The organism is Mucisphaera sp. (genome assembly GCF_965279675.1).
Lineage (GTDB): Bacteria > Planctomycetota > Phycisphaerae > Phycisphaerales > Phycisphaeraceae > Mucisphaera.
Genome location: NZ_CBDIIJ010000002.1, coordinates 2,502,408 through 2,526,875, shown reverse-complemented (window position 1 = coordinate 2,526,875; position 24,468 = coordinate 2,502,408). Strand labels below are relative to the sequence as shown.

24 protein-coding genes are annotated in these 24,468 nt (G+C 62.5%); 13 read left to right on the top strand and 11 right to left on the bottom strand.

Annotation, left to right across the window (positions count from 1 at the left end; all coding sequences use genetic code 11):
- Positions 1–121 precede the first annotated feature (121 nt).
- Both ACQZAB_RS10880 and ACQZAB_RS10875 read left to right on the top strand, forming a co-directional pair.
- Complete coding sequence (locus ACQZAB_RS10880; RefSeq protein ID WP_428389543.1) at positions 122–646, top strand: metallophosphoesterase family protein; 525 nt, start codon at positions 122–124, stop codon at positions 644–646.
- Positions 647–658: 12 nt separating this feature from the next.
- Positions 659–1,180 carry a GNAT family N-acetyltransferase gene (locus tag ACQZAB_RS10875; RefSeq protein ID WP_428389542.1) on the top strand — a complete coding sequence of 174 codons (522 nt, stop codon included), beginning with the start codon at positions 659–661 and terminating at the stop codon, positions 1,178–1,180.
- 200 nt (positions 1,181–1,380) lie between these two features.
- Here ACQZAB_RS10875 and ACQZAB_RS10870 read toward each other — a convergent pair whose 3' ends face one another.
- A complete protein-coding gene (locus tag ACQZAB_RS10870) occupies positions 1,381–2,697 on the bottom strand; it encodes a complex I subunit 1/NuoH family protein (protein ID WP_428389541.1) in 1,317 nt (438 codons plus the stop codon).
- Between the two features lie 86 nt (positions 2,698–2,783).
- Here ACQZAB_RS10870 and lepB point away from each other — a divergent pair, with 86 nt between their 5' ends.
- Positions 2,784–4,340 carry a signal peptidase I gene (gene lepB, locus ACQZAB_RS10865; protein WP_428389540.1) on the top strand — a complete coding sequence of 519 codons (1,557 nt, stop codon included), beginning with the start codon at positions 2,784–2,786 and terminating at the stop codon, positions 4,338–4,340.
- A 95-nt stretch (positions 4,341–4,435) separates the two neighbouring features.
- Here the strand turns inward: lepB and tsaD are convergent, their stop codons facing one another.
- From tsaD to ACQZAB_RS10850, 3 genes are read right to left on the bottom strand one after another with little or no spacing between them, the layout of a single operon-like run.
- Positions 4,436–5,503 carry a tRNA (adenosine(37)-N6)-threonylcarbamoyltransferase complex transferase subunit TsaD gene (tsaD, locus tag ACQZAB_RS10860; protein ID WP_428389539.1) on the bottom strand — a complete coding sequence of 356 codons (1,068 nt, stop codon included), beginning with the start codon at positions 5,501–5,503 and terminating at the stop codon, positions 4,436–4,438.
- Positions 5,500–7,053 carry a S41 family peptidase gene (locus ACQZAB_RS10855; RefSeq protein ID WP_428389538.1) on the bottom strand — a complete coding sequence of 518 codons (1,554 nt, stop codon included), beginning with the start codon at positions 7,051–7,053 and terminating at the stop codon, positions 5,500–5,502. Before ACQZAB_RS10855 ends, tsaD begins: the two co-directional genes overlap by 4 nt.
- A 47-nt stretch (positions 7,054–7,100) precedes the next feature.
- The gene (locus ACQZAB_RS10850; RefSeq protein WP_428389537.1) at positions 7,101–7,502 is read right to left on the bottom strand and encodes a hypothetical protein; all 402 of its coding nucleotides are present in this window, start codon (positions 7,500–7,502) and stop codon (positions 7,101–7,103) included.
- 330 nt (positions 7,503–7,832) lie between these two features.
- Here ACQZAB_RS10850 and rpsD point away from each other — a divergent pair, with 330 nt between their 5' ends.
- Positions 7,833–8,456 carry a 30S ribosomal protein S4 gene (rpsD, locus tag ACQZAB_RS10845; protein WP_428389536.1) on the top strand — a complete coding sequence of 208 codons (624 nt, stop codon included), beginning with the start codon at positions 7,833–7,835 and terminating at the stop codon, positions 8,454–8,456.
- A 93-nt stretch (positions 8,457–8,549) separates the two neighbouring features.
- A complete protein-coding gene (locus tag ACQZAB_RS10840) occupies positions 8,550–9,404 on the top strand; it encodes a hypothetical protein (RefSeq protein WP_428389535.1) in 855 nt (284 codons plus the stop codon).
- Positions 9,405–9,416: 12 nt separating this feature from the next.
- Here the strand turns inward: ACQZAB_RS10840 and ACQZAB_RS10835 are convergent, their stop codons facing one another.
- Both ACQZAB_RS10835 and queG read right to left on the bottom strand, forming a co-directional pair.
- Positions 9,417–10,202, bottom strand: a complete 786-nt coding sequence (locus ACQZAB_RS10835) for an enoyl-ACP reductase FabI (RefSeq protein ID WP_428389534.1) — start codon at positions 10,200–10,202, stop codon at positions 9,417–9,419.
- A gap of 62 nt (positions 10,203–10,264) precedes the next feature.
- On the bottom strand, positions 10,265–11,278 hold the full coding sequence (queG, locus tag ACQZAB_RS10830; protein ID WP_428389533.1) for a tRNA epoxyqueuosine(34) reductase QueG: 1,014 nt from the start codon (positions 11,276–11,278) through the stop codon (positions 10,265–10,267).
- A 140-nt stretch (positions 11,279–11,418) separates the two neighbouring features.
- Here queG and ACQZAB_RS10825 point away from each other — a divergent pair, with 140 nt between their 5' ends.
- The 6 genes from ACQZAB_RS10825 to ACQZAB_RS10800 are packed head-to-tail and all read left to right on the top strand — an operon-like array spanning position 11,419 to position 16,497.
- Positions 11,419–12,711 carry an NADH-quinone oxidoreductase subunit D gene (locus ACQZAB_RS10825; protein ID WP_428389532.1) on the top strand — a complete coding sequence of 431 codons (1,293 nt, stop codon included), beginning with the start codon at positions 11,419–11,421 and terminating at the stop codon, positions 12,709–12,711.
- Positions 12,712–12,748: 37 nt separating this feature from the next.
- Positions 12,749–13,273: an NADH-quinone oxidoreductase subunit NuoE gene (gene nuoE, locus ACQZAB_RS10820; RefSeq protein ID WP_428389531.1), complete on the top strand. Its 525-nt coding sequence runs from the start codon at positions 12,749–12,751 to the stop codon at positions 13,271–13,273.
- Positions 13,273–13,548, top strand: a complete 276-nt coding sequence (locus ACQZAB_RS10815; RefSeq protein WP_428389530.1) for a hypothetical protein — start codon at positions 13,273–13,275, stop codon at positions 13,546–13,548. Before nuoE ends, ACQZAB_RS10815 begins: the two co-directional genes overlap by 1 nt.
- A 51-nt stretch (positions 13,549–13,599) precedes the next feature.
- Positions 13,600–14,970: an NADH-quinone oxidoreductase subunit NuoF gene (gene nuoF / locus ACQZAB_RS10810; RefSeq protein WP_428389529.1), complete on the top strand. Its 1,371-nt coding sequence runs from the start codon at positions 13,600–13,602 to the stop codon at positions 14,968–14,970.
- Positions 14,970–16,085, top strand: coding sequence for a serine hydrolase domain-containing protein (locus tag ACQZAB_RS10805; protein WP_428389528.1), 1,116 nt, complete (start codon positions 14,970–14,972; stop codon positions 16,083–16,085). The genes nuoF and ACQZAB_RS10805 overlap by 1 nt, the downstream gene beginning before the upstream one ends.
- Entirely contained in the window at positions 16,063–16,497 is a 435-nt protein-coding gene (locus ACQZAB_RS10800; protein WP_428389527.1) for a rhodanese-like domain-containing protein, read from the top strand. Before ACQZAB_RS10805 ends, ACQZAB_RS10800 begins: the two co-directional genes overlap by 23 nt.
- A gap of 45 nt (positions 16,498–16,542) precedes the next feature.
- Here ACQZAB_RS10800 and ACQZAB_RS10795 read toward each other — a convergent pair whose 3' ends face one another.
- Complete coding sequence (locus ACQZAB_RS10795; protein ID WP_428389526.1) at positions 16,543–17,028, bottom strand: hypothetical protein; 486 nt, start codon at positions 17,026–17,028, stop codon at positions 16,543–16,545.
- 295 nt (positions 17,029–17,323) lie between these two features.
- Positions 17,324–18,418, bottom strand: a complete 1,095-nt coding sequence (gene ychF / locus ACQZAB_RS10790; RefSeq protein ID WP_428389525.1) for a redox-regulated ATPase YchF — start codon at positions 18,416–18,418, stop codon at positions 17,324–17,326.
- A gap of 298 nt (positions 18,419–18,716) precedes the next feature.
- Between ychF and gyrA the strand changes: the two genes are divergently transcribed.
- Complete coding sequence (gyrA, locus tag ACQZAB_RS10785; RefSeq protein WP_428389524.1) at positions 18,717–21,356, top strand: DNA gyrase subunit A; 2,640 nt, start codon at positions 18,717–18,719, stop codon at positions 21,354–21,356.
- A gap of 24 nt (positions 21,357–21,380) precedes the next feature.
- Positions 21,381–21,728: an STAS domain-containing protein gene (locus tag ACQZAB_RS10780; protein WP_428389523.1), complete on the top strand. Its 348-nt coding sequence runs from the start codon at positions 21,381–21,383 to the stop codon at positions 21,726–21,728.
- A 122-nt stretch (positions 21,729–21,850) separates the two neighbouring features.
- On the opposite strand, the gene ACQZAB_RS10775 is transcribed toward ACQZAB_RS10780, so the two are convergent.
- From ACQZAB_RS10775 to ACQZAB_RS10765, 3 genes are read right to left on the bottom strand one after another with little or no spacing between them, the layout of a single operon-like run.
- Positions 21,851–22,615, bottom strand: coding sequence for a DeoR/GlpR family DNA-binding transcription regulator (locus ACQZAB_RS10775; protein WP_428389522.1), 765 nt, complete (start codon positions 22,613–22,615; stop codon positions 21,851–21,853).
- Between the two features lie 29 nt (positions 22,616–22,644).
- On the bottom strand, positions 22,645–23,568 hold the full coding sequence (locus ACQZAB_RS10770; RefSeq protein WP_428389521.1) for a lactate/malate dehydrogenase family protein: 924 nt from the start codon (positions 23,566–23,568) through the stop codon (positions 22,645–22,647).
- A 27-nt stretch (positions 23,569–23,595) separates the two neighbouring features.
- Positions 23,596–24,459 carry a class II aldolase/adducin family protein gene (locus ACQZAB_RS10765; protein ID WP_428389520.1) on the bottom strand — a complete coding sequence of 288 codons (864 nt, stop codon included), beginning with the start codon at positions 24,457–24,459 and terminating at the stop codon, positions 23,596–23,598.
- Positions 24,460–24,468 lie beyond the last annotated feature (9 nt).

Sequence of the window (24,468 nt, the reverse complement as noted above, 5' to 3'; positions counted from 1 at the left end):
ACAAGCCAATCCGACCGCCAAGCATACCGCCCCCAACAACCCACGGCCCAGACCCCGCACACCCCGCCCCGTCGGGTACCCTATCGGTATTCCCCGCAGACACTCCACCGAGGCTTCATTCGTGCCCAGGATCGGACTTCTCTCAGACTCACACGGCCGCGCCACCACCACCCGCAAGGCCGTCGACCTCCTCCTCGAACACGGCGCCGAGATCCTCGTCCACCTAGGCGACGTCGGCACCGTCGAAGTCATCGACGCCCTCGCCGAAGCCACCCCCGACGGCCAGCCCATCCCCGCACACCTCGTCTTCGGCAACACCGACTGGGACACAGGCCCCCTCGCCCGCTACGCCCAGGAACTCGACGTCACCGTCAGCCACCCCGCCGGACGACTCGAACTCCCCGAAGGCCTCCTCTACTTCTGCCACGGCCACCAGCCCGAAGTCCTCGACGCCGGCCTCCGCGAAAAACCCCGCTACCTCTGCCACGGACACACCCACCGAACCCTCGACCAGACCGTCGGAACCACCCGCATCATCAACCCCGGCGCCCTCTTCCGAGCCGAGACCTACACCGCCGCCCTCCTCGACTCCGCCACCGACAAGCTCGACTTCCTCACGGTGGACGAACCCCGCCCCAGGCGATAGGGTCAAAGACGTATGTCTCAGACCGCAGATTCACCCAATCCCGACACCCAGGCCCTGATCCGCTCCTTCTGCGACGACGATCAGCCCCACATCTCACGCCTCTACAACGTCGGCCTCCTCGACGGCCAGATCGCCCCCAACGACACCGGAGCCGATATCGACAACGTCGTCGAGGCCTACTTCGACGACGAAAGACACCACCTCTGGGTCGCAGAATTCCAGGGAACCGTCGTCGGGATGATCGGCGTCGGCTCCGACGAACGAGACACCGCCGAAATCCGACGCCTACGCGTCGAACCCGACCTCCAGAACCTCGACATCGCCGTCCAACTCGCCGAAACCGCCGTCAACCACTGCCGCAAACACGGCTTCCTCAAAGTCCGACTCGACACCCGCTTCGAGAAAGACGCCGCCCTCAACCTCTTCGGCCGCCTCGGCTTCAAGCACAACCGAACCAAAAACCTCCACGGCAAAGACCTCCACGAGTTCTACCTCGACCTCTACAGCCCCGACCCCCCACCCGAAGACAACTGACCCCAAGCCCCACCCGCAAACAACTGCCCCCCAGAGCCCGGTCGCGACGCGACCGAGGTCCTGATGCCCGGTACCAGGGTTTTCCAGCCAAAGCCCTGGCGACCACAAATCCCCAGACATCACGCTCGGGTGCCACGACTTTGTCCGAAGGACAAGTCGTGACCAACCACCCATCACCTCCCCGCCCTACACCCACACCCTCACTCCCCCGCCACTCCCGAAAACCGCGACCCCTCCAACGCAATCCGACGATTCACAGGCGGGTCCGCCGGCATCAGCTTCGCCAGATAACGACTGCCGAAGTAAGCCGCAAAGTTCATCAGCAGGAACGCCCACCACTGCGTCACACCCAACGCAACCATGATCGTCACCACCAGCAACATCAAAAGCGTCAACGGAATCATCCCCCGCCACGCCAGCTTCATCAGCTGATCAAAACGGAAGCGCGGCAGCGTCCACCGAACCATCATCATCAGCCAGAGAAGGAAGATCACCTTCACCGCATAAATCGTCGCCTGCATCCCCACCAGCAGCACCCCGCCAATCAGCGACCCCTCCGCGAACAGCCCGAAGAACGTCCCGTCATTCACCTGCGGGATGAGGTTCACAAAAGGCAGCAGATCCCCACCGCCCAGGAACAGCAACGCAAAGAACGCACACGACGTGATCATGTGCATGTACTCCGCCAGGAAAAACAGCGCCCACTTCAGCGAGCTGTACTCCGTGTGGAACCCGCCCACCAGCTCCTGCTCCGCCTCCGCCAGATCGAACGGCGCCCGGTTGCACTCCGCCAGACCGCACGTAAAGAAAATGATCGCCAGAAGCGGGTGAGCAAAAATCCCCCACGCCCCATCCGCCTGCAATAGCGTCATCTCCGTCGTCGACGCCGTCTGGAACGTGATGATCATCACCAGCACCGCGATCGCCAGCGGAATCTCGTAACTAAGCATCTGCGCCGTCGCCCGCAGCCCACCCAGAAACGAGTACTTGTTGTTCGACGCATACGCCCCCAGCACCACCCCGTAGACGCCCAGCGACGAAATCGCCAGCAGGAAAATCACCCCCAGGTCCGTCGGGAACACCGTCACAAAACTCAGCCCCGGCTCCACCCACCAGTTCCCCTCACTCCCGATCCCCGGGAACTCCCACACCCCACCCCAGGGAATCACCGCCGCCCCCAGCAGCGCCGGCACCACCACCAGCATCGGTGCCAGATAAAACAGCCCCTTCTCCACGTGAGGCGGGGTGTAATCCTCCTTCACCAGCAGCTTCAACCCGTCCGCCAGCGCCTGCCCCAGCCCCAGCATCTTGTTCTTCGCATCAAACAACCAGCCCAGCCCCACCATCTTCCAGATGTCGTTCAGCCCGAACGAAAAATTCGTCCGGTTCGGCCCGTAACGATCCTGCACATAAGCAGCCACCTTCCGCTCCAGCATGATCAGATACGCACACGTCAACTGGATCGTCGGCAGCGAAACCGCGATGACCAACAGGCTGATGAAGAACTGGGCGCTCACAAGAGGCTCCGCTTCGGGCTAAAGTGATAGCTCGGCATCCCTGCCGATCAACCACAAAAGGTAGGCCCACCGGAGTGACCGAGCAAATGACGCAGAAAACCACCGAGGAATCCGTCAAGGAAACGCTCGAATCACTGGTCATCGCCTTCGTCCTGGCCTTCGTCTTCCGGGCCTACGTCGTCGAGGCCTTCGTCATCCCCACCGGATCCATGGCCCCCACCCTCCTCGGCCAGCACATCCGCCTCACCTCCGAGCAGTCCGGCTACCAGTACCAGGTCGACCTCCCCGAGCTCCCCCAGATGATGGAAAGAGCCCGACAGGTCGGTGCCCTCGACCCCATGACCGGCGCCGCCACACGACTCGACAACGCCCGCGTCTCCCCAGGCGACCGCATCCTCGTCCTCAAATACATCTATGAATTCACCGACCCCAAACGCTGGGACGTCGTCGTCTTCAAAGACCCCAAAGACCCAAAAACCAACTTCATCAAACGACTCGTCGGCCTCCCCAACGAACAACTCGCCATCCTCGACGGCAACATCTACACCCGACCCCTGACCGCCACCGCCGACGCCGACTGGCGCATCGCCCGCAAAGCCCAACGCCCCAAAGTCCAGCGAGCCGTCTGGCAGCCCATCTACCACTCACAGTACATCCCCCTCGACGAGGGCTCACGCGCCCGCCGCGGCCCAGGCGTCCCCGCATGGAACAACCCCTGGCGACCCACCAACCCATCCGGCTGGAACATCGAAAACCGACGCTCCTACCAACTCACCGCCGACCAGGGTGAGCTCCGGTTCGACTTCGAAACCGCCAACCTCGACCGCTACGGCGCCCGCTACGCCTACAACCAGTTCTCGCCCGAAACCACCGAAGAACAGATCGAGGACATCCGCCTCGCCATCGACATCACCCCCCAATCCGACGCCCAGACCCTCTGGTTCGAAACCACCGCCCGACTCAACGACCCCCACACCCCCGTCGAGCGACTCCGACTCACCATCACCTCCGACGGCTCCGTCCTCCTCGAAGCCCCCGACCGCACCGACGCCACCCAGCGGCTCCTCAACCGCGGACAGATCCCACCCCTCCCCGCCAAACAACACACACACCTCGAATGGTGGGTCGTCGACCAGCAGGTCATCGTCTGGCAGGACGGCGACCAGATCCTCAACTGGTCCTTCGATCTCCCCCTCCAGACCATCATCGACCGCGGGGCCCCGCCCGAGCTCCCGCAGATCGGCCTGGGCATCGCAGGCGGCTCCGCCCTCATCCACAAGATCGAACTCGACCGCGACCTCTACTACGCCAACGCCGGACGCGGCACCGGACACGCCACCGCCGGCATCGTCCGCATCGGCAACAACACCCAGGGCACACCCCTCACCATCAACGACGACGAATTCTTCACCGTCGGCGACAACAGCCCCCGATCCGCCGACGGCCGCTACTGGACACAGATCGACCCCTGGGTCCAGCAAAACTACTTCCCCCAAGGCCGCGACGGCCGCGGCATCGTCCCCCGAAAACTCCTCATCGGCAAAGCCTTCTTCGTCTACTTCCCCGCCTACTTCCCCCTCTACGCCCAGGCCCCCTGGTACATGAGCGCCCCCAACTTCGGCGACCTCCGCATGATCCACTGACCCTTAACGATCATGCCGGGTGCCACACCTAGTCCCGCCCGGGTGACACGACTTTGTCCGAAGGACAAGTCGTGATGCATAAAACACACCAACCCCTAACTCGTACTAACCGCCCCAATCCCTAACCCATCCACCTCCCCCGCCGCCAGCCGATGCGCCGCCAGCCCCGCGATCATCGCCGCGTTGTCCACGCAATAAGCCATCTCCGGAATCACCAGCCGCGCCCCACGCCTCTCCGCCCAGCCCGCCAGCGCCGACCGCAGCGACCGATTCGCCGTCACCCCACCACCCACCACCAGCCGGCCGACCTCAGCCACCCGCTCCGCCGCCCGATCCAGCTTCTTCACCACCGCCGCCACCGCCGCCCGCTGAAAACCCGCCGCCAGATCCGCCCGCTCGGCCTCCGCCAGATCCCCCGCCTCACGCTCGAACACCGGCTTGCCAGCCACCGTCTTCGGCCGTCCCCGAACCCGATACAGCAGCGCCGTCTTCAATCCGCTGAACGAAAAATCCAGGCTCTCCTTCGAGAGCATCGACACCGGAAAATCACACGCCTCCGCATCCCCCGCCGCCGCACAACGCTCCACCGCCGGACCACCCGGAAAACCCAGCCCCAGAATCACCGCCGCTTTATCGAACGCCTCGCCCACCGCGTCATCGATCGTCCGCCCAATCACCGCCGCCCCCATCGCTGACCGCCCCGCCTCACCCGCCTCCATCCTGTAAATCTGCGTGTGCCCGCCCGACACAACCAGCCCAAGCCCGGCCGGCTCATCACCCATCTTTTCCGACTGCCCGAGATACCCCGCATAAAGATGAGCCCGCACATGATCGATCGCGATCAACGGCACCCCCACCGACCAAGACAACGCCTGCGCCGCCGAGACCCCCACCAGCAGCGATCCGATCAACCCCGGACGATTCCCCACCGCCACCCCATCGATCGCCGACAGATCAAGCCCCGCCTCATCCAGCGTCTGCAACAACACCGGCCGCAGCCGCTCCAGATGAGCCCGGCTCGCCACCTCCGGCACCACACCCCCAAACTCCGCGTGAAGCTCGTGCTGCGAAGCCACGACGTGCCCGAGCACCTCACGCCCATCAAGCACCACCGCTGCCGAGGTCTCGTCGCAGCTCGTTTCCAGTCCGAGGATCAGGCTCAAGGCGTCGCCGGCTCGGTAAGCTCTTCCGACAGACCCGCCTCCTCCGCATCCAGCGACGCCGCCTCCGTCGGGTTGTCCAACGCCTCCAGCTGCTCCTCGATCTGCTCCAACGTCTCCCGCAGCAGATCACGCCGACGCTCCAGATTCGTCCGCCGGAGCATCGCGATCACCGCCCCCTCGTTGTCAATCCCCACCGACGGCCAGGCCCCGGTCTCCTTGTAGCCCAGCAGCGAGGCCAGCCCCGCCGCCAGCTGCTTGTCTTTCAATTCTTCCTCAACCTGCTCCGGCGTGTAGCTGTCCCGCGCCATCGAAGAACCCTCTTCCCGAAGGATCGCCGCCTCACGACGCACGTTGATCATCGCCCGCACCTCATCGGGCGTCATCGACACCCAACTACCCTGCGACGGATCGACACCCCACGTATCCGCGTCCTCGATCCGGTGAATCTTTCGGCCCGAAGGAATGTAGTAGTAAGCCGTCGTCAGCTTGAGCGCCGAACGCCCGCCATCCAGCTCGCGCACCTGCTGCACCGAGCCCTTGCCGAACGTCCGCACACCGACCAGATGAGCCCGGCCGTTGTCTTTCAGCGCCCCCGCGACAATCTCCGATGCCGAAGCACTCACATCATTGATCAGCACCACCACCGGGATGTCCGGCAGCAGCGTGTCATCCGTCGAAGAAAACGACTGCTCCTGCCCGGCACGGGCCCGCACCGACACGATTGTCTGCCCGCCGGTCAGGAACAGATCCGAAATCGACTGCGCAGCCGTCAGCAACCCGCCGAGGTTGAACCGCAGATCGAGGATCAACCCCTGGATGCCCTGCGCCTCGAGATCCGTCAGCGTCTCGACGAACTCCTCGTTCGACCGCTGGCCGAACTGCGTCAGCCGGATGTAGGCGATCTTCCGGTCGCTATCGATCCAGAAGCGCTCCTGCAGGTTCTCATCCCGATCGATCCCCCGGACCGTCGCGACCTTGATGACATCCCGCGTGATCGTGATCTCCGCCTCCTCGCCCGACAGGTGCCGGACCTTGATCGTCACATCGGTCCCAGCCAGACCCTTGAGCAGGCCGATGCACTCACGCAGACTCAGGCCCTCGGTCGAAGTCCCGTCGATCTCAAGCACGATGTCGCCGGCGAGCACCCCGGCTTCCCAGGCCGGCGAGCCTTCCAGCGGGCTCACGATCCGCAGCCGATCCTCCTTCAGGTCAACCTCGGCGCCGATCCCGGAGAACTGGCCCTCGATCGACTCGCTGAAACTGTTGTATTCCTCTTCCGGGAAGTAGCTGGTGTACGGGTCGTCCAGCGACTCGACCATCCCGGCGATTGCCGCCTCCGTCAGCTCCTGCCCCTCGATCTCCTCGACATAGCTGCTGAGAATCCAGTGCCGGACATCAACCAGCAGGCTGAGCTGGTCGCCGGTCGTGGACCGGGCCAGCGTGCTCATCAGCGTGAGCAGGATCAACGCCGCGAAGCAGCAGACGAGTGCGAGGTTCCCGAACAGCCGACGGCGGGGCGAGACCTCTTCCACTGAGTTGAGTAGTGCCATGCCCAGATTCTAAGCCGGACGGTGCACCAAACCAGCTTCGAACCAGATCAATCTGCCGACGGATCGCCCTCGTGGCCGCCATGTCGCCAGCGGTCCTGACGGTATTGGCGGCTCTGAGTGTCCGGGATGGTGATCGGAGCCGCCAGCCACGGGTCCTCCCGGGCCGTCTGCTCGGTGGTGTATCGGGTGGCGAGGAAGCCGGTCTGCGGATCGAAGACGACGCTCCGGCGTTGCCGCTGCTCGAGGGTCAGCACCGTCCAGGAAGGCCCAGGGTTGGCCTCGGCCGATGGCCCGTCGTCCAGCCGGTTGGCGAAGACCTCGCCGGTCTCGGTCGCGTTGCTGGCCAGCGGCCGGCTCAGGGCCTCGACCGGGGCCGGGTCCTGCGCACAACCGAGCAGGCCGGCGGTCACAAATCCCAGCAGCAGGGCCGCAACCGGCTTCGACGGCATCGAACGATCTCGGGAATGGCTCATAGGGATCAGATTCGGTCCGATAACGACCCGTTTTGAGCCAAACCGGCCTGAAACACGCCCGTAACCTTGCGATTAAACCGGTTTTGACGCCTGAAGAATCTGAGAAATGTTCTGACTTTGATCGAATCGAAGGATCCCAGTCGCAGCCCGTCTCGCGTCTGACAGCTTTGACCCCATGGCCGGATTCAGGTTTAATACGAGGCTCGCTGGGCAAGGGGTCCAGCGAATCCCAGCGTCGCGACGCCGTAGCCACGGCCGAGCCCCAGACGGAGCCCGCACGCCTCAACAAGGTCTCGGGAACAAGATATGGCCAACTACACCGGCCCCAAGGTCAAGCTCTCCCGCCGTGTTGGCGTCCCCATCGCCGACCTCCCCAAGCACACCACCAAGCGTCAGCTGAACCCGCCGGGCATGCACGGCTTCCGCGGCCGGCGTCTGCGTGACTACGGCGTCCGCCTCAACGAGAAGCAGAAGCTGCGTTACCACTACAACGTGCTCGAGAAGCAGTTCCGGCTCTACATGGGCAAGGCCACCCGGACCAAGGGTAACACCGGCGACGTGCTCCTCTCGCTGCTCGAGCAGCGGCTGGACAACGTGATCCGCCGTCTGGGCTGGGCTCGCTCGATCTGGGCGGCTCGCCAGCTCGTGGCTCACGGCCACGTCGCGATCAACGGCCGCAAGACCGACCGGCCTTCCTTCCAGGTGCGTGTGGGTGATGAGATCACCCTGATCCGCCGGAAGCGCGAGAACTCCAAGCGGACCTCGGAAGACCTGGTCCGCGAGAACCTCGAGTCGCTGCCGGGCCACGAAGTCCCGGGCTGGCTGTCGTTCGACCCGTCGACGCTGACGGCGAAGATCCTCTCGATCCCGACGCCCGACCAGGTGCCGTTCGAAGTGAACATGAACCTGATCATCGAGTTCTATCGTTAAGCCCCCTTGCTTAGATCACTCAGTTTTTGATGACACCCCCGGCCGTTGGTCGGGGGTGTTTTTTTATGGCACATAATCGTGTAGACAAAGGCCATGTCACATCATCATGCAGGGCCATCTGATTGGCAGACATTGCCCATGCCGTCGGAGTCGATGCGGATCAAGCTGTCTTGCCAGTTTGATCCGGTGCAAGCCTCGATTATCCGACAAGGTGTCATTCCGGACTCGATGGATGATCGCTGGTTCTGTTTTTATGAAGAAGAGGCACTGACCCTTCACTGTCACCGCAGCTGGACGGGCCATTGCATTTACCAGGTTCGATTTTCAGCATCTAGTAATAGATTGAACGCTATCGAAGCAGTGGTGAATAAAGATTCAACGCAATACCAATGTTCTTCGCCAATACTTGAATCTCAGAGAATTACGCAATTGATCTACAAGGTCGTACTGGAAGATTTTTCTGACGGCCATGTTGATAGTTTGAATCTTCGCTCTTTCAGCCTGCCCGTGACCATAGCCGAACTTACAGCACTGAACTGCTCTCAAGTTCCCAAAGATCGTGGCGTATACCTGATTCGAAAGCCCAATGAGTTTGAGCCAGAATTCTTGAGTCAGAGCACAGCGGGTGACCTCAAAGGTAAGAATCCATCAGTAGCTTCTACTGTTCTCAGAGCTAACTGGATAAGTGAAGCCCATGTGCTTTACATAGGCAAGGCAGGGGGTAAGAGCGGATTACAGCAACGCCTACGTCAATACATGAATCACGGAGCGGGCATGCCATCAGCACACTGGGGAGGACGTTACATATGGCAGCTGCGACATGCCTCGATGCTCTTAGTCCAGTGGCAGACTACGGAGCCCGACGATCCTGACCATTTTGAAACAGATCTGATCGGATCTTTCAAGAATGAACACGGCGAGAGACCATTTGCAAACTTACGAAAGTAGAGCTGAGTAGCTTTAAAGCCCCACGATAGAGAACCCGCAGTCGACGTGGAGGGTTTCGCCGGTGGTGCCGGTGGAGAGGTCGGAGAGGAGGTAGACGGCGGCGTTGCCGACTTCGTCGCCGGTGTTGGCTCGTTTGAGGGAGGACTTCTTTTCCTGGTGGGCGATCATCTCGTCCATGCCGCCGACACCGGCGCCGGCGAGAGTTTTGAAGGGTCCGGCGGAGATGGTGTTGACGCGGATGTTGCGTCCTTCGTCGCCGAGTTCGTAGGCGAGGTAACGGGTGGTGTGTTCGAGGCAGGCCTTGGCGACGCCCATGACGTTGTAGCGAGGGACGACCTTCTCGCCGCCAAAGTAGGTGAGCGAGAGGATGGAGCCGCCATCGTTCATGAGGGGCATGGCGTGCCGGGCCATGGCGAGGAGGGTGTAGGCCGAGATGTCCATGGCCTGGGTGAAGACGCCACGGGGCGTCTTGTGGAACATGTCGGCTTCGAGGTAGTCCTTGTCGGCGAAGGCGATGGAGTGCACCAAAAAGTCGATGTTCCCGGCGTCGGCCTGGAGCTTGGTGAAGACTTCTTCGAGTGATTCATCGGAGCCGGCGTCGCAGGGGACGAGCCAGGGGTCTTCGATGCCGAGGGACTGGCAGGCCTTGCGGACGCGGTGTTCCATCTTGCCGATCGGCAGGTAGGTGAAGTAGAGCTGAGCGCCCTGCTCAACGAGCTGCTTGGCGATGAAGTAGGCGTAGCTGCGCTCGTTGGCGATGCCGAAGATGATGCCCTTTTTGCCGTCCATCAGACCCATGTCGGGACTCCTGTTCTGGTGATTTGTGGATGGATAGATTAGAGGATTTTTGAGGGAGTGGGTTAGGTGTCGCGGTGGTCGAGGATCGCCTGAGCGTTGCGGTGGAGCATGGCGAGGGACATGCGGGTGAGGGCCGTTCCGGCGAGGTGGCGGAGGCGGTCGGACTCGGTCCAGTCGATCACTTCGGCGGGATCGAGGCCGTTGGCGTGGGGGCGTGGGGTGTAGTCGTCGCGGATCGGGAGCGGGATCCGGTTCTCGGTGGTGTTGTGCGGGCAGACCTGCTGGCAGATGTCGCACCCGGCGATAAGGCTGGCGTCGTCACTGCTCAGCGCGGCGGCCTGCTTCGGGGTGAAGTCGCTCCGGTGTTCGAGGGTGAGGTAGCTGATGCAGTTGGCGGCATCGACCGAATAGGGCGTGATGCACTGGGTGGGGCACGCGTCGATGCAGCGGGTGCAGGTCCCGCAGTGGTCGTCGGGCGGGACAGCGGGGGTTGGGTAGCCGGCGTCAGCGCAGGTCTGCATGGGGAGGTTTGTGAGCAAACAGCCGAGGAGGAGGTAGGAGCCGTGGCGGGGGTGGATGAGCAGGGTGTGCTTGCCGATCCATCCGAGGCCGGCGCGGGCGGCGTGCTCACGCTCGAGGATCGGGGCGGTGTCGACGGTGGCGCGGAAGGTGTGGTCGGGGTACTGCTCGCGGAGGGCGTCGGCGAGGCGATGGAGTTTCTTCTTCATCACCTTGTGGTAGTCGCGGCCGGCCGCATAAGCAGCGGTCTCAGCTTTGGCCTTGTTGTCTGGGGACGGCGATGTTTCTTGTGGGGGCTGCGGGGGGTGGTAGGCGTCGGCAACGCAGAGGATGGATTGGCAGCCGGGGAGGAGATGGGTGGGATCGAGTCGGGTGTCGAGGTTCTTTTCGAGGTAGGTCATCTCGGCGTGCTTGCCGTCGGTGATCCACTGGCGGACGTGCTCGGTGTGGGCGGAGGGTTGGGCGTCGGTGACGGCGGCGAGGGCGAAGCCCAAGTCGGCGGCGAGGTCGAGCGCGCGCTGGCGTGCCTGATGAGGTTGTGCGGGGTTGGTGGTCATGGTGTCGGGGCGACTGGCGATTATCGGATCGGGATAGATTCTGATGTGGTGTTGGTTTTCGTGCTGGCCTGAGGTGCTAGGATGCCAGACATGATGCGGGCATGGCGGCTCGCGGACCTCTGACGCAAGGCACGGCAGGCATGGCGTACAACTTACAACCGGTAGAGGCTTACGACGTCGACGTCGAGACGACGCCTTACATCGATCCCGAGGCGGGGACGAAGGGGGATCGGTGGACGCTTAACTTCGGTCCGCAGCACCCGGCGACGCACACAACGCTTCGGATTGTGCTGGAGCTGGATGGCGAGCGGGTGGTGCGTGCGGTGCCGCATATTGGTTACCTGCACTCGGGGTTTGAGAAGCTCGCGGAGACGCTGGACTACAACCAGTACGTCTGCATCGTGAGCCGGATGAATTACATCTCGCCGATCAGCAATGACATCGCCTGGCATACGGCGGTGGAGAAGCTTTTTGGGATCGATCTGACGCCTCGGTGCAAGGCGGTGCGCACGATCCTGGCGGAGCTGGGGCGGATTCAGGATCACCTGTTGTGCGTGGGGACGGCGGCGCTGGACCTCGGGGCCTTCACGGGCTTTTTGTATGGGTTCAACGAGCGTGAGTACATCTACGACATCATGGATTACATCTGCGGGCAGCGGTATCACCCGGACTACACGCGGGTGGGCGGGACGATGGCCGATCTGCCGGACGAGGAAGTGTTTGTCCGGATGATGAAGAGCTTCATCCATGAGAAGCTGCCCAAGGCGATGGATGACCTGACGGGGCTGCTGAACAAGAACCGGATCTTCCGGGACCGGACGGAGGGGGTGGGCCAGATCTCGGCGGAGGACGCGATGGCCTGGGGGCTGACGGGGCCGGTCGCGCGGGCGAGCGGGATCGCTAGGGACCTGCGGAAGGACGAGCCGTATCTGTGCTACGCGGACAACTGGGACGGGATGGGGGCGAAGGCGGTGGACTTCCAGGTGCCGGTGGCGACGGGCGGGGACGTGCTGAGCCGGTATCTGATTCGGGTGGAGGAGATCCGGCAATCGGTGAAGATCATCGAGCAGCTGCTGGATGACATTCCGGGTGGGCCGATGAACGTGGACTCGGACGGGAAGGTGGCGAAGCCGACGAAGGCGGAGGTGTACGGGTCGATCGAGGGATTGATTCAGCACTTCGAGCTTGTGATGACCAATCGTCAGTGGGAGGCGCCGGTCGCTGAGGTGTATGCGGCGAACGAGACGGCGAACGGGGAGCTCGGGTACACGGTGGTGAGTGATGGGGGCCCGCGGGCCTGGCGGGCGAAGTGTCGGGCTCCGAGTTTTGTGAACTACTCGGTGTTCGGGAAGCTGGTCGAGGGTCACCTGTTGTCGGACGTGGTGGCCTGCCTGGGCAGCCTGAACATCATTGCGGCGGAGCTTGACCGGTAGTTACTCTTCTGGGGCGTTGGCTGTTTAGAGGAATGCCATGGCTTGGATTACGAAGAACTCGGCAACAGAGAAGATCGCGAGGCGTCCGGAGCCCTATCTGGATGATGAGCTGAAGGCGAAGCTGGAGTCGGAAGTGCTGACGCGGTATCCGACGCGGCAGGCGGCGACGCTGCCTGTGCTCCATGCGATGCAGCATCGGGTGGGGTGGCTGCCGAAGCAGGTCATTGAAGAAGTGGCGGATTTTCTGGAGCTCGAGTCGTCGACGGTGCTGGACACGGCGACGTTCTACGAAGAGTTCTGGCTGGAGCCGAAGGGCAAGTACGTGTTCTGGGTGTGCCAGTCGATTTCGTGCGAGATCATGGGTGAGCCGGGGCTGACGGAGAAGCTGGAAGCGAAGCTGGGGATCGGCGTGGGTGAGACGACGGAGGATGGGAAGTTCACGCTGATGAAGGTCGAGTGTCTGGGCTCGTGCGGGACCGCGCCGTGTGCGTTGGTGAATGAGGTGCTGCACGAGAACCTGACACCTGAGAACCTGGACGCGATCGTCGACAGCCTCGACTGATGGGAGTGACGGCTTTGGGGTGGTTTGAGCGTCTTTGTCGGAACGCGGGGCTGGCGGTTCATCACGTGGCGGAGGGTCTGCGGGAGAAGCCGGATCGGGCGTCGGAAACGCAGGATTCGAGGTCTGAAACTGTTTCTGAAGAAGGACTTAGTGAAGGGGAACGGGTGCAGCGGGTGCGTCGGGTGACGATCGAGGAGGTTGAAATCCGGACAAAGGGAGGCGATAATCAGAAAAACCCTTCTTCTGATCGCGACGAGCCCCCTCAGATTGCCTAGACTTTGCCGCCCTCCTGGGCTGTGGCCGTCTGCCTTTGAGAGATACGAACTATGCCGTTAGCCGAACCCGTGTTGTTTAAGCGTGTTCCTACCCCGCCCTGGGGTGACCCGAAGGATCGTGCTTACATCAGCTATGAGCGATACGTGGAGACGGGTGGTTACCGGGGGTTGGAGACGGCTCTATCCATGGAGCCGAAGGAAGTCATCGAGTTGGTCAAGGCTTCGGAGCTTCGCGGGCGTGGGGGTGCGGGTTTCCCGGCGGGGATGAAGTGGGGGTTTTTGCCGCCTGAGGATGGCGAGCGTCGGTACCTGGCGATCAATGCGGACGAGTCAGAGCCTGGGACGTTCAAGGACCAGTTGCTGATTGAGTTTGACCCTCAGATTGTGATCGAGGGGATTGCGATCTGCATGCACGCCTGTCGTTTGGACACGGCTTACTTTTACATTCGTGGTGAGTATCACCGTCATCGCGAGGCGTTTGAGAAGGCGATTCGCGAGGCCTATGAGGGCGGGGTGTTCGGGCCTGACAGCCGGATGGGGAAGATCAACGACCGGTGGCCGGAGCTTCACCTGCATCGTGGGGCGGGGGCGTACATCTGCGGTGAAGAGACGGGGCTCCTGGAGTCGCTGGAGGGCAAGCGCGGCTGGCCGCGGATCAAGCCACCCTTCCCGGCGGTGGCGGGTGCTTTTGGTCGTCCGACGATCATCAACAACGTCGAGACGCTGGCGACGGTGGTGCCGATCATGGAGCGTGGGGCTGAGGGGCCGAACTGGTTCAAGTCGATGGGTGTGGGGCGTGCTGAGGGTGCGCCGCCTACGGTGCCGGCGAGTTTCGGGCCGAAGCTGTACGGGATTTCGGGCCATGTCGCGCGACCGGAGGTTTACGAGGATGAGCTTGGGATCAAGCTGTCGTATCTGATCGAGCATCACGCTCAGGGGATGCGTCACGGCAAGAAATTCAAGGCGGCGATTCCGGGTGGGATCTCGATGGGGGTGCTGGGGACGGACCAGTACGACGCGGTGCTCGATTTCGATATCGGGAAGAAGTATGCGTGTCTGGGTCTGGGGACGGCGGGCGTGGTGGTGATGGATGAAGACACCGACATGGTTCAGGTGCTTCGGAACATTGTGCGGTTCTACTCGCATGAGAGTTGCGGGCAGTGCACGCCTTGTCGTGAGGGCACGAACTGGATGTACCGGATGCTGAAGCGGATCGAGGAGGGTGACGGGACGACCCGTGACCTGGACCTGCTGCTTGAGCTGGCGAGTTCGATGGGTTCGATGCCCGGGACGACGATCTGCGGTTTGGCGGATGGTGCGAACTGGGCGGTGCGGACGATCGTGAACAAGTTCTGGGACGAGTTCGAGTCGCGGGTGAGCAATCAGAAGTATGTGAGTCTTGCGGTGGTTGGCGCGAGTTGATGCCGGCTTCGTCGGGCCTCGCGCGGCTCGGGATGGTGATTGAAGAGGGGATCGAGAAGGGCCTGCACCTGGGCGCTCAAGTGGCGGTGTCGGTGGGTGATGGGGAAGTGATCGAGGCGGGTTTCGGGGAGTTGCGGCCCGGGGCAGCGATGCGGCTGGATGGGGTTTTGCCGTGGCTGTCGGCGACGAAGGCGGTGGCGGCGGTGGCCATCGCGCAGCTCTGGGAGCTGGGGCGGATCGATCTGGATGAGCCGGTGGCGAGTTATGTGCCGGAGTTCGGGACACGGGGCAAGGAGGGGGTGACGGTTCGGCATGTGCTGACGCACACGGGCGGGTTTCGGGCGGCGCCGTATGAGTTTCCGAGGGACGACTGGGCGACGATACTGGCGGCGGTGTGTGATGCCCGGCTGGAGCCGGACTGGGTGCCGGGTGAGAAGGCGGGGTATCACATCACGACCGGCTGGTTTGTGTTGGGGGAGTTGGTGCAGCGGGTAAGTGGTCAATCATTTCCTGACTATGTACGCAGTCATCTGTTTGAACCGCTAGGCATGATGGACAGTTATGTCGGGATGCCGGTGGAGGTTTATCAGGGCCTGCGTGGGCGGCTCGCGGTGGTGCCGGACACGTCGAAGAAGGCTTGGCGGGATGGCGGGGCGGATCGGGCCTGGACGGGCGAGGCGTTTTTGACGGGTTGTTCGCCGGCGAGCAATGGGTGCGGGCCGGCGCGGGAGCTGCTGCGGTTCTATGAGGCGTTGCGGAACGGTGGGGAGCTGGACGGGGTGCGGATTCTGGAGGATGAGACGGTCGAGCTGTTCACGGCGCGTCATCGGGTGAAGCTGTTTGATCACACGTTCAAGGCGACGATGGACTGGGGGCTGGGGTTTATTCTGGACTCGAAGGAGTACGGCAAGGAGGTGGTGCCTTACGGGTATGGGCCTTATGCGAGCCAGTACACGTTTGGTCATTCGGGGAATCAGTCGTCTTCGGCGTTTGCGGACCCGCCTAACGGGTTGGCGGCGGTTATTCTTTGGAACGGGACGCCTGGCGAGGCGGCTCATCAGGAGCGGGTGCACCGGACGCTTGGAGCTTTGTATGAGGATCTTGAGTTGGCATAGCGGGTTCGTGGCGATAAGGGCTAGGGTGTTGTGTGTGCTGATGGTGGGGTTGGCGGGGTGCTATTCGGGGATCAGCGATGAGCGGCTACGAGTGGTGGGGGTGGATTCGGTGCGGGCGTGGCTGGCGGATGAGGATCGGGTGGTGATGCTGGTGGATGTGCGGTCGGCTGGTGAGTTTGCAGCGGGCCATCTGCCGGGCGCGGTGAACAAGCCGCTGCCTTCGTTGCAGCGTTTTGATCGGTCGCTTGAGGGGGCGGATGTGGTGGTGGTTTACGGGTCGGGTTGGGAGGATGATCGGGTGCCGGCGGCGGCGAAGCGGCTGATGGCATACGAGATCGATGACGTGTATGACTATCGGGGCGGGGTGGAGCGGTGGGTGGAGACGGGTGGGGCTTTGGAGGGTGGGGAGTAGGGATTCAGTTGGTTGGTGATGGCCACGGCCGCGTCGCGGCCGGGCTTAGGGTGCGGGTGAGGTGAGTTTTTGGGAAAGGTCGTTGAGAGCCTGATGGCCGTGGGCGGAGAGTCGCCAGACGGGTCCGGTGGGGAGGTCGTAGCGCGTGACGTAATTGTGTCGGAGGGCGTAGCGGATGAGGGTGTCGGCGTGGAGGATGGCGAGGCGGGCGACGACGGGTGGGAGTTCACGCCAGCGGAGGAGGGCTCGGGCGCGTTCGATGGACTGGTGCCAGAGTTTGGCGGTGGGTTCGAGGAGCTTGAGGTCGTTCTGGTCTTCGAGGTATTCGATGAGGGCATTGGTCATGGCCTCGGCGCGTCGACGGCGCTCGGTGGCGGGGATGGAGCCTACGAGTTCATCGATAGGGACGCAGGCCCGGGCGAGCTGGTCGTTGTCGAGGGGGCCGGCGGTTTTGAGCATGTGGAGCAGGTCGCGCAGCATGGCGTCGCGTTGATCGGGGGTCCACCAGGATTCGACGGGTGTGTGGGACATGCGGCTGGTCTCCGGATGGGAGTTTGCGCATGGTTGAGAGAAGGGTGACTATGGATGGTCGGAGAGCTGAATGTTGGCGGGTTTGGGGGGTTACAGGTGGGAAGGGTTGCCTAGTTTCACAGTGTTCGGTGATAGGTGGGCACGACGCTGAAGTGTGGTGGTAGGCGGACGGGGAGAGAATGATTGGTTCTGTGGGCACGCAACCCTCCTGCGGCGGATGTACCACGCGCCCACAGCCACCCGAGGTTGTTGGTGGTGGGCCCGGCCGCGTCGCGACCGGGTTGCCTGGAGATAGCTATACGTTGAAGAGGAAGTGGACGACGTCACCGTCCTGCATGGTGTAGCCCTTGCCTTCGACGCGGAGTTTGCCGGCTTCGCGGATGGCTTTTTCGGACTTGAGCTGGTCGAGGTCGTCGACGGTGTAGACCTCGGCGCGGATGAAGCCGCGTTCGAAGTCGGAGTGGATGACGCCTGCGGCCTGGGGTGCGGAGGCTCCGATGGGGATGGTCCAGGCGCGGATTTCTTTTTCGCCGGCGGTGAAGTAGGACTGGAGGCCGAGGAGCTGGTAGGCGGCTCGGGCGAGGACGGCGAGGGCGGGTTCTTCGAGGCCTGAGGCTTCGAGGAGTTCCTGGCGGTCTTCATCGTCGAGCTCGGCGAGTTCGGATTCGAGTTTGGCGCAGACGGGGACGACGTTGCCGGCGGCGCCGTGGTCTTTGGCCCAGTCGCGGACCTGTTGGACGAGGGGGCCACCGCCGGTGGGGTCGGCGTCGTCGACGTTGGCGATGAAGAGGATGGGTTTGGCGGTGATGAGGCCGAAGGAGCGGAGGAGTTTCTGCTCGTCGGGGTCGAGGTCGAGGGTGCGGACGGGTTTGCTGTTGTTGAGGGCTTCCTGGCATCTGGCGAGGAGTTCGAGGCGGGCTTTGGCTTCCTTGTCGCCTGAGCGGGCGGTGCGGGCGGCCTTGTCTTTGCTGGACTCGACGGTCTGGAGGTCGGCGAGGAGGAGCTCGGTGGCGATGGTGTCAATGTCGCGGATGGGGTCGATCTTGCCGTCGACGTGGGTGATGTCGGGGTCTTCGAAGCAGCGGACGACCTGGAGGATGGCGTCGACATTGCGGATGTGGGAGAGGAACTTGTTGCCGAGGCCTTCGCCTTCGGAGGCACCTTGGACGATGCCGGCGATGTCGACGAGGCGGAGGGCGGCGGGGATGACCTTCTGGGTCTTGATGTGGGTTTCGATGCGAGCGAGTCGGGGATCGGGGACGGGGACGACGCCGACGTTGGGCTCGATGGTGCAGAAGGGGTAGTTTTCGCTGGCGATGCCAGCGGCGGTGAGGGCGTTGAAGAGGGTGGACTTGCCGACGTTGGGCAGTCCGACGATGCCGGCTTCCATGTGGGGCTCCGTCGCTAGGGGTTGGGTTTAGCGGACGGGCATGATAGCGGTGGATGGGGATTGGGTATGGGTTTTTCTGGCTTGTCCATGGTGGCTTTAGTGGGAGCGGGGAGGGGGTGGGTTTGCAAGCGGGGAAGGGGCGGTGGAGGTAGAATGGGGGTTTGCGGGACAGGGTGTTTGGGGGAGGCTTGGAGCGGCTGGCTGGCCGCATTTGGGGGCTTCGTGGCTTGGGGCCGACGGGGCCCGGATCGGGATAGAGTCAACCAGAAACTGGATGTGATCGAAGACCATGACGGATATGCCACAGGACCCCAATGCTGCGTCGGACATGGATGATGCAACCCCTGATGCGGGTGGGCGGACGCAGGATCTGGCGATTGAGCGGGAGTTGGCGGATTCGTATCTGACGTATGCGATGTCGACGATTGTGGATCGGGCGCTGCCTGATGTACGGGATGGTTTGAAGCCGTCGCAGCGTCGGATTCTGGTGGCGATGAATGATCTGAATCTGTCACCTGGGCGGAAGCACTCGAAGTGCGCGGGCATCGTGGGGGAGACGATGAAGAAGTATCACCCGCACGGGGATCAGGCGATCTACCCGACGCTGGTGAACATGGCGCAGGAGTGGAAGACGCGTTATCTGCTGGTCGACAAGCAGGGGAACTTTGGTTCGATCGACCCGGACCCCCCTGCCGCGATGCGTTACACGGAGGCCCGTCTGCATCGTCATGCGATGGAGTTGCTGGACGATCTGAAGCTGGACACGGTTGACTGGCAGGCGAACTTTGATGAGACGGTGGACGAGCCGCGGTATCTGCCGGCGCGTTTTCCGAACCTGCTTGTCAACGGATCGGTTGGGATCGCGGTGGGGATGGCGTGCTCGATGCCGCCTCATCATCTGGGTGAGATCTGCGATGCGATCACGCGGATGGTGGATGAGCCGGATATCGAGTTGCGTGAGTTGATGGAGCTTGTGCCGGGTCCTGATTTCCCGACGGGTGGGATCATCTGTGGGCGTCGGGGGATTGCGGAGGCTTACGCGACGGGTCGTGGGCGGATCACGGTGCGGGCGAAGATCGAGCAGGAGACGACGGCTCGGGGTCGTGAGCTGCTGGTGGTTCGTGAGCTGCCTTATCAGGTGTCGAAGAACGACGGGGTGGTGGAGAAGATCAAGCAGCAGATTCGTGCGGACAAGCTGACGGACATCGCGAATGTGGTGGATGAGTCGTCGAATCGCGCGGGGATGCGGCTGGTGATTGAGCTCAAGCGGGGTGCGGATCCGACGGCGGTGGAGAATCAGCTTTATCGATTGACGCCTTTGCAGTCGACGTTCAGCATTATTTCCATCGCGTTGGTGAAGGGTCAGCCGCGGACGCTGAGTCTGCCTGAGCTGTTGAATCACTACATCGATCACCGTCGTGATGTGATTCGTCGGCGGACGGCGTATCGGTTGCAGCAGGCTCAGCAGGAAGCGCATCGGATCGAGGGTCTGATCTATGCGGTGTGCGACATCGATGAGGTGATTCGGCTGATTCGTGAGAGCCAGACGCGTGAGGAGGCGATTCAGAAGCTGATGACGCGTGGGTTCCGGATTCCGGCGGACCATGCTTACGCGCCGAAGATTCCGGATCGGTTGTTGGCTGCTTCGGCGGAGAACGCGGTGGCGCTGACGCGTTTGCAGGCCGAGGCGATCGGTCGGTTGCAGCTGATTCAGTTGGTGGGTCTGGAGATTGACCAGCTGGTGGCGAACTACGCGAAGCTGGTGGCTCAGATCGAGGAGTATGAGGGGATCCTGGCTGATCCGGCGAAGGTTTCGCAGATCGTGAAGGATGAGACGGCGGAGCTCAAGGCGAAGTATGCGGATGAGCGTCGGACGGAGATTCAGGAGGGCGAGGCGGGGGATCTGAACCTAGCGGAGCTGACGCCTGTTGAGCAGGTGGCGGTGACGATCACGCATGCGGGGTATGCGAAGCGGCTGCCGGTGGATGAGTACCGGGTGCAGGGTCGTGGGGGTAAGGGTGTGATCGGTGCGAAGTCGCGGGAGGGTGACTTTACCGAGCACGTTTTTGTGTCGTCGACGCACGACGATCTGCTTTGTTTTACGGATCGTGGTCGGGTGTTTCGGATCAAGGTGTATTCGATCCCGGAGGCGTCGCGGACATCGCGGGGGACGGCGATCATCAATCTGCTGAATCTTCGGCAGGATGAGCGGGTGTGCGAGTTCATGCCGATCTCGGATTTTGAGAAGGGTGAGCACTTCCTGCTGTTTGGGACCAAGCATGGTCTGGTGAAGCGGACGGCGCTCAAGGACTATCGGAACGTCAATAGTGCGGGGATCATCGCGTTGAATCTGCGTGACGACGATGAGCTGATCGGTGTGACTTGGACGAGTGGTTCGGATCACGTGCTGCTTGGGACAACAAGCGGGATGTCGATTCGTTTTCCGGAATCGGATGTGCGTGTGATGGGGCGAGCTGCGTCGGGTGTGAAGGGGATCGACCTGGCTGCCGGTGATGCGGTGGTGGGGATGCTGCGGATACCGGAGGGTCAGGAGTCGGATCTGCTGACGATCACGGAGCGTGGGTATGGGAAGCGCACGCCTACGAGTGAGTATCTGGTGCAGGCTGAGGGTGGGGCTCGTCCGCAGTCGCGGGGCGGCAAGGGGCGTCGGGATATCGTGACGGCGGGTCGTAACGGGCCGGTGTCGGCGTTGAAGCTGGTGTCGGAGGGTGACTCGCTGATGCTGATCACGCAGGGCGGGATGATTGTGCGTGTGCAGGCGGGCACGATTCGTCAGACGGGTCGTGCGACGCAGGGCGTGCGTGTGATCACGATCAAGGGTGAGGATATGGTGACTTCGGTGGCTGCGATCGCTGAGGACCAGGATGGTGGTGATGCGTCTGAGTCTGGTAGTGATGAGAGCCAGACTTCGTCGTGATTAGCTGAAAGGCGATTTGGCCTTATGTCGATTCAGGAATGGTCAGCGGGTATCTGGCTGGTCACATTAAGTGATGACCCGAGCTTTGTGGAAGTTCTGGATACCCTTCATGTTCGATTGCAGAAGTGTGAGGCTGTGCCTCATGTGGTGCTGGACATGTCGGGCGTGAGTCATCTGAACTCGTCGAATCTGTCGCAGCTGCTTCGGCTGCGAAAGGTGGTGGCGGATCATGACAGCAAACTGCGGCTGGCGGCACCGCCTGACTCGGTGTGGGCGGTGTTTATCGCGACTGGGTTGGATAAGGTGTTTGAGTTTGCGACGGAGCCCTCGACGGCGTTGGCGGGGTTGCAGTTGGATGAAGCTGGGGAGTGATTGGGACGGGCTCGTTGGTTCTGTGGCGAGCGGAGCGCACCACAGCCACCTATGTTTGTTATTGATCGGCACAGATTGCTCCGACTGGCGTCGGGACAAAGTATGGCACCGGCATCAATCGTTCAGGCGATGGTGAGTTGATCGGCTAGTTGTGTGGGCCAGATGGGGTCGATGCCGGGGTCGGTGATGATCTGGTCGAAGCGGTCGGTGTCGGCGACTTTGACGAGGGATCGGCGGCCGAACTTGCTGGCGTCCATGAGGAGTACGGTTTTTTCGGCCTGCTGCATCATGGCCTGTTCGACCTGGGTTTGTTCGAGGTTGAGGTTGTAGCCGGCGTTCTGGTCGATGGCAGCGAGTGAGAGGAAGCAGAGGTCGGCGTAGAGGTCGCGGAGGGCTTCTCGGGCAAGGGGGCCGACCATGGCGGAGGTTCGGGGGTAGAGCTTTCCGCCTACGACGGTGATTTCGACCTGATCGTCGTTGGCGAAGTGCTGGGCGATGGCGAGGGAGGTGGTTGCGATCTGGATGGGGCGGACCTGGATCTGCTGGGCTGCGTAGACGACGGTGGAGCCGGCGTCCATGAGGAGGGTCATGTTGGGTTGGATGAGTTTGGCGGCGGCTGCGCCGATGGCCTGCTTGGCGGCGGTGTTGTCGGCCATGCGGGCGGCGAAGGCGGTGGTCTGGCCGTTGGCGGCGGCGGGCGCGTTGGGTCTGGTGGTGACGGCTCCGCCATGGGTGCGTTGGACGAGTCCCTGATCGGCGAGTCGGTCGAGATCGCGGCGGACGGTTGAGACGGAGACGTCGAGTTGGCTGGAGAGGGTTTCCAGATCGGCGCTGCCTCGTTCGTTGAGGAACTCGATGAGTTGTCGCTGTCGTTCGAGTATCAGCATGTGGGTTGCCTGCGCACGTGTGCTCGATTCTAGGCGAGTTGGGCGAAGGTCTGGTTGAGGGAGGCCTCGGAGCTTTTGAGGCCGGATTGTTCCTTGGGCCAGAGCTTGGGCTGGTGGTAGCCGAGGATGCCTTCGCGGCCGACGATGGTGGGGATGGAGAGGCAGGCGTGGTGGAGGCCGTATTGGCCGGTCATGCGTGTGGAGACGGGGAGGATCTTTCGCTGGTCGAGGGCGATGCTGTGGATGACCTCGAGGATGGAGAGGCCAACGGCGTAGCCGGCTCCGCCTTTGCGGCGGATGACTTCGGCTCCGGAGCCTTTGGTGCGCTCGAAGAGGTTTTGCTGTTCGTTGGTGGAGAGTAATTCGGTGAGGGCGAGTCCGCCGGCGGTGGCTGAGGACCAGATGGGGGTCATGGTGTCGCCGTGCTCGCCGAGGATGAGGGCTTTGACCTGGGTGGGCGGGAGGTCTTTGGCGTCGGCGATCATGGATCGGAAGCGGGCGGTGTCGAGGACGGTGCCGAGTCCGAGGACGCGGTTGGGGTTCCAGTCGAGGTGTTCGATGGCGAGGCGGGTGAGGATGTCGACGGGGTTGGAGACGACGAAGATGATGGCGTCGCGGGAGAGTCCGGCGGTGCGGAGGCCGTCGAGGATGTTTTTGAAGATGGAGACGTTGCGATTGATGAGGTCGAGGCGGGACTCATCGGGTTTGCGTCGTGAGCCGGCGGTGATGCAGACGATGTCGGCGTTGGCGGCCTGGGGGAGTTCGACGGCCTTGATGCGTTGGTCGGCGGCGATGGAGGCGCCGTGGAGCAGGTCGAGGGCTTCGCCCTGAGCGGTTTCGTGGTCGACATCGACGAGGGTGATGTCTCGGACGACGCCGCCGCATTGGAGGGCATAGGCTGCGTTGGATCCGACGCGTCCTGCGCCGCCGATGATGGCTACGTTAAGTGGCATGGCTTGTCTTTCGTCGTTGCGTGCTGGTTACTTGTTGCCTGCGACGATCTGATTGGTGATGGACTGGACGAGTTGTTCGAATTCGGCTTCGTTGATGGGTACTGTGGCGGGTGTGTGGTTGACGTTGCCTTGGTCGTTTGCGTGGGCGGACATGGGCTGGACGCCAAAGGTGGTGAGGAAGGGTTCGTTCTCGACGCCGACGCAGCCATCGGTGGCGCAGGAGAGTCGGTCGTCCTTGAAACCGAAGCGTTCTTTGACTTTGAGGAGTTCGACCATCTGCTGGGTGTTGAGGACGTTGACCTGGCCGAGTTGCTTGGCGAGGATCAGCTGCTTGCAGTAGTTATCGAGGATTTCGAGTTTGTAGTAGGCGTCGGTGATGTCTTCGCCGAGGGAGACCGAGCCGTGGTTGGCCATGAGGATGGTGGTGGTCTGCTCGGTGATACGTTCGATGAAGCTGGCGGGGAGGTCGGGTCCGCCTGGCGTGGCGTAGTTGGCGAAGATGGTGCGGCCGAGAAAGACTTCGGCCTCGGGGTGGATGCCTTCGGGTAGCGGGATGTTGGCGAGGCAGAAGGCGACGGCGTGGGGTGGGTGAGAGTGGATGACCGCTTTGATCTTGGGTTGCTTCTTGTAGATGGCGAGATGGACCAGGACTTCGCTGGTGCGTTTGCGTCCTTTGGGGTTGGGCTCGACCTGGTTGCCTTCGAGGTCGACGACGCAGAGGTCGTCGGGTTCGAGGAAGCCTTTGCTGATGCCGGTGGGTGTGCAGAGGACGCGGTCTTCGGAGATGCGGACCGAGTGGTTGCCTTCGTTGCCGGCGCAGAAGCCTCGGTGCCAGATGCGGTGGCCGATGTCGCACATGTGTTTCTTGAGTTGCCAGAGTGGTTGGTTCATGTTGACTGC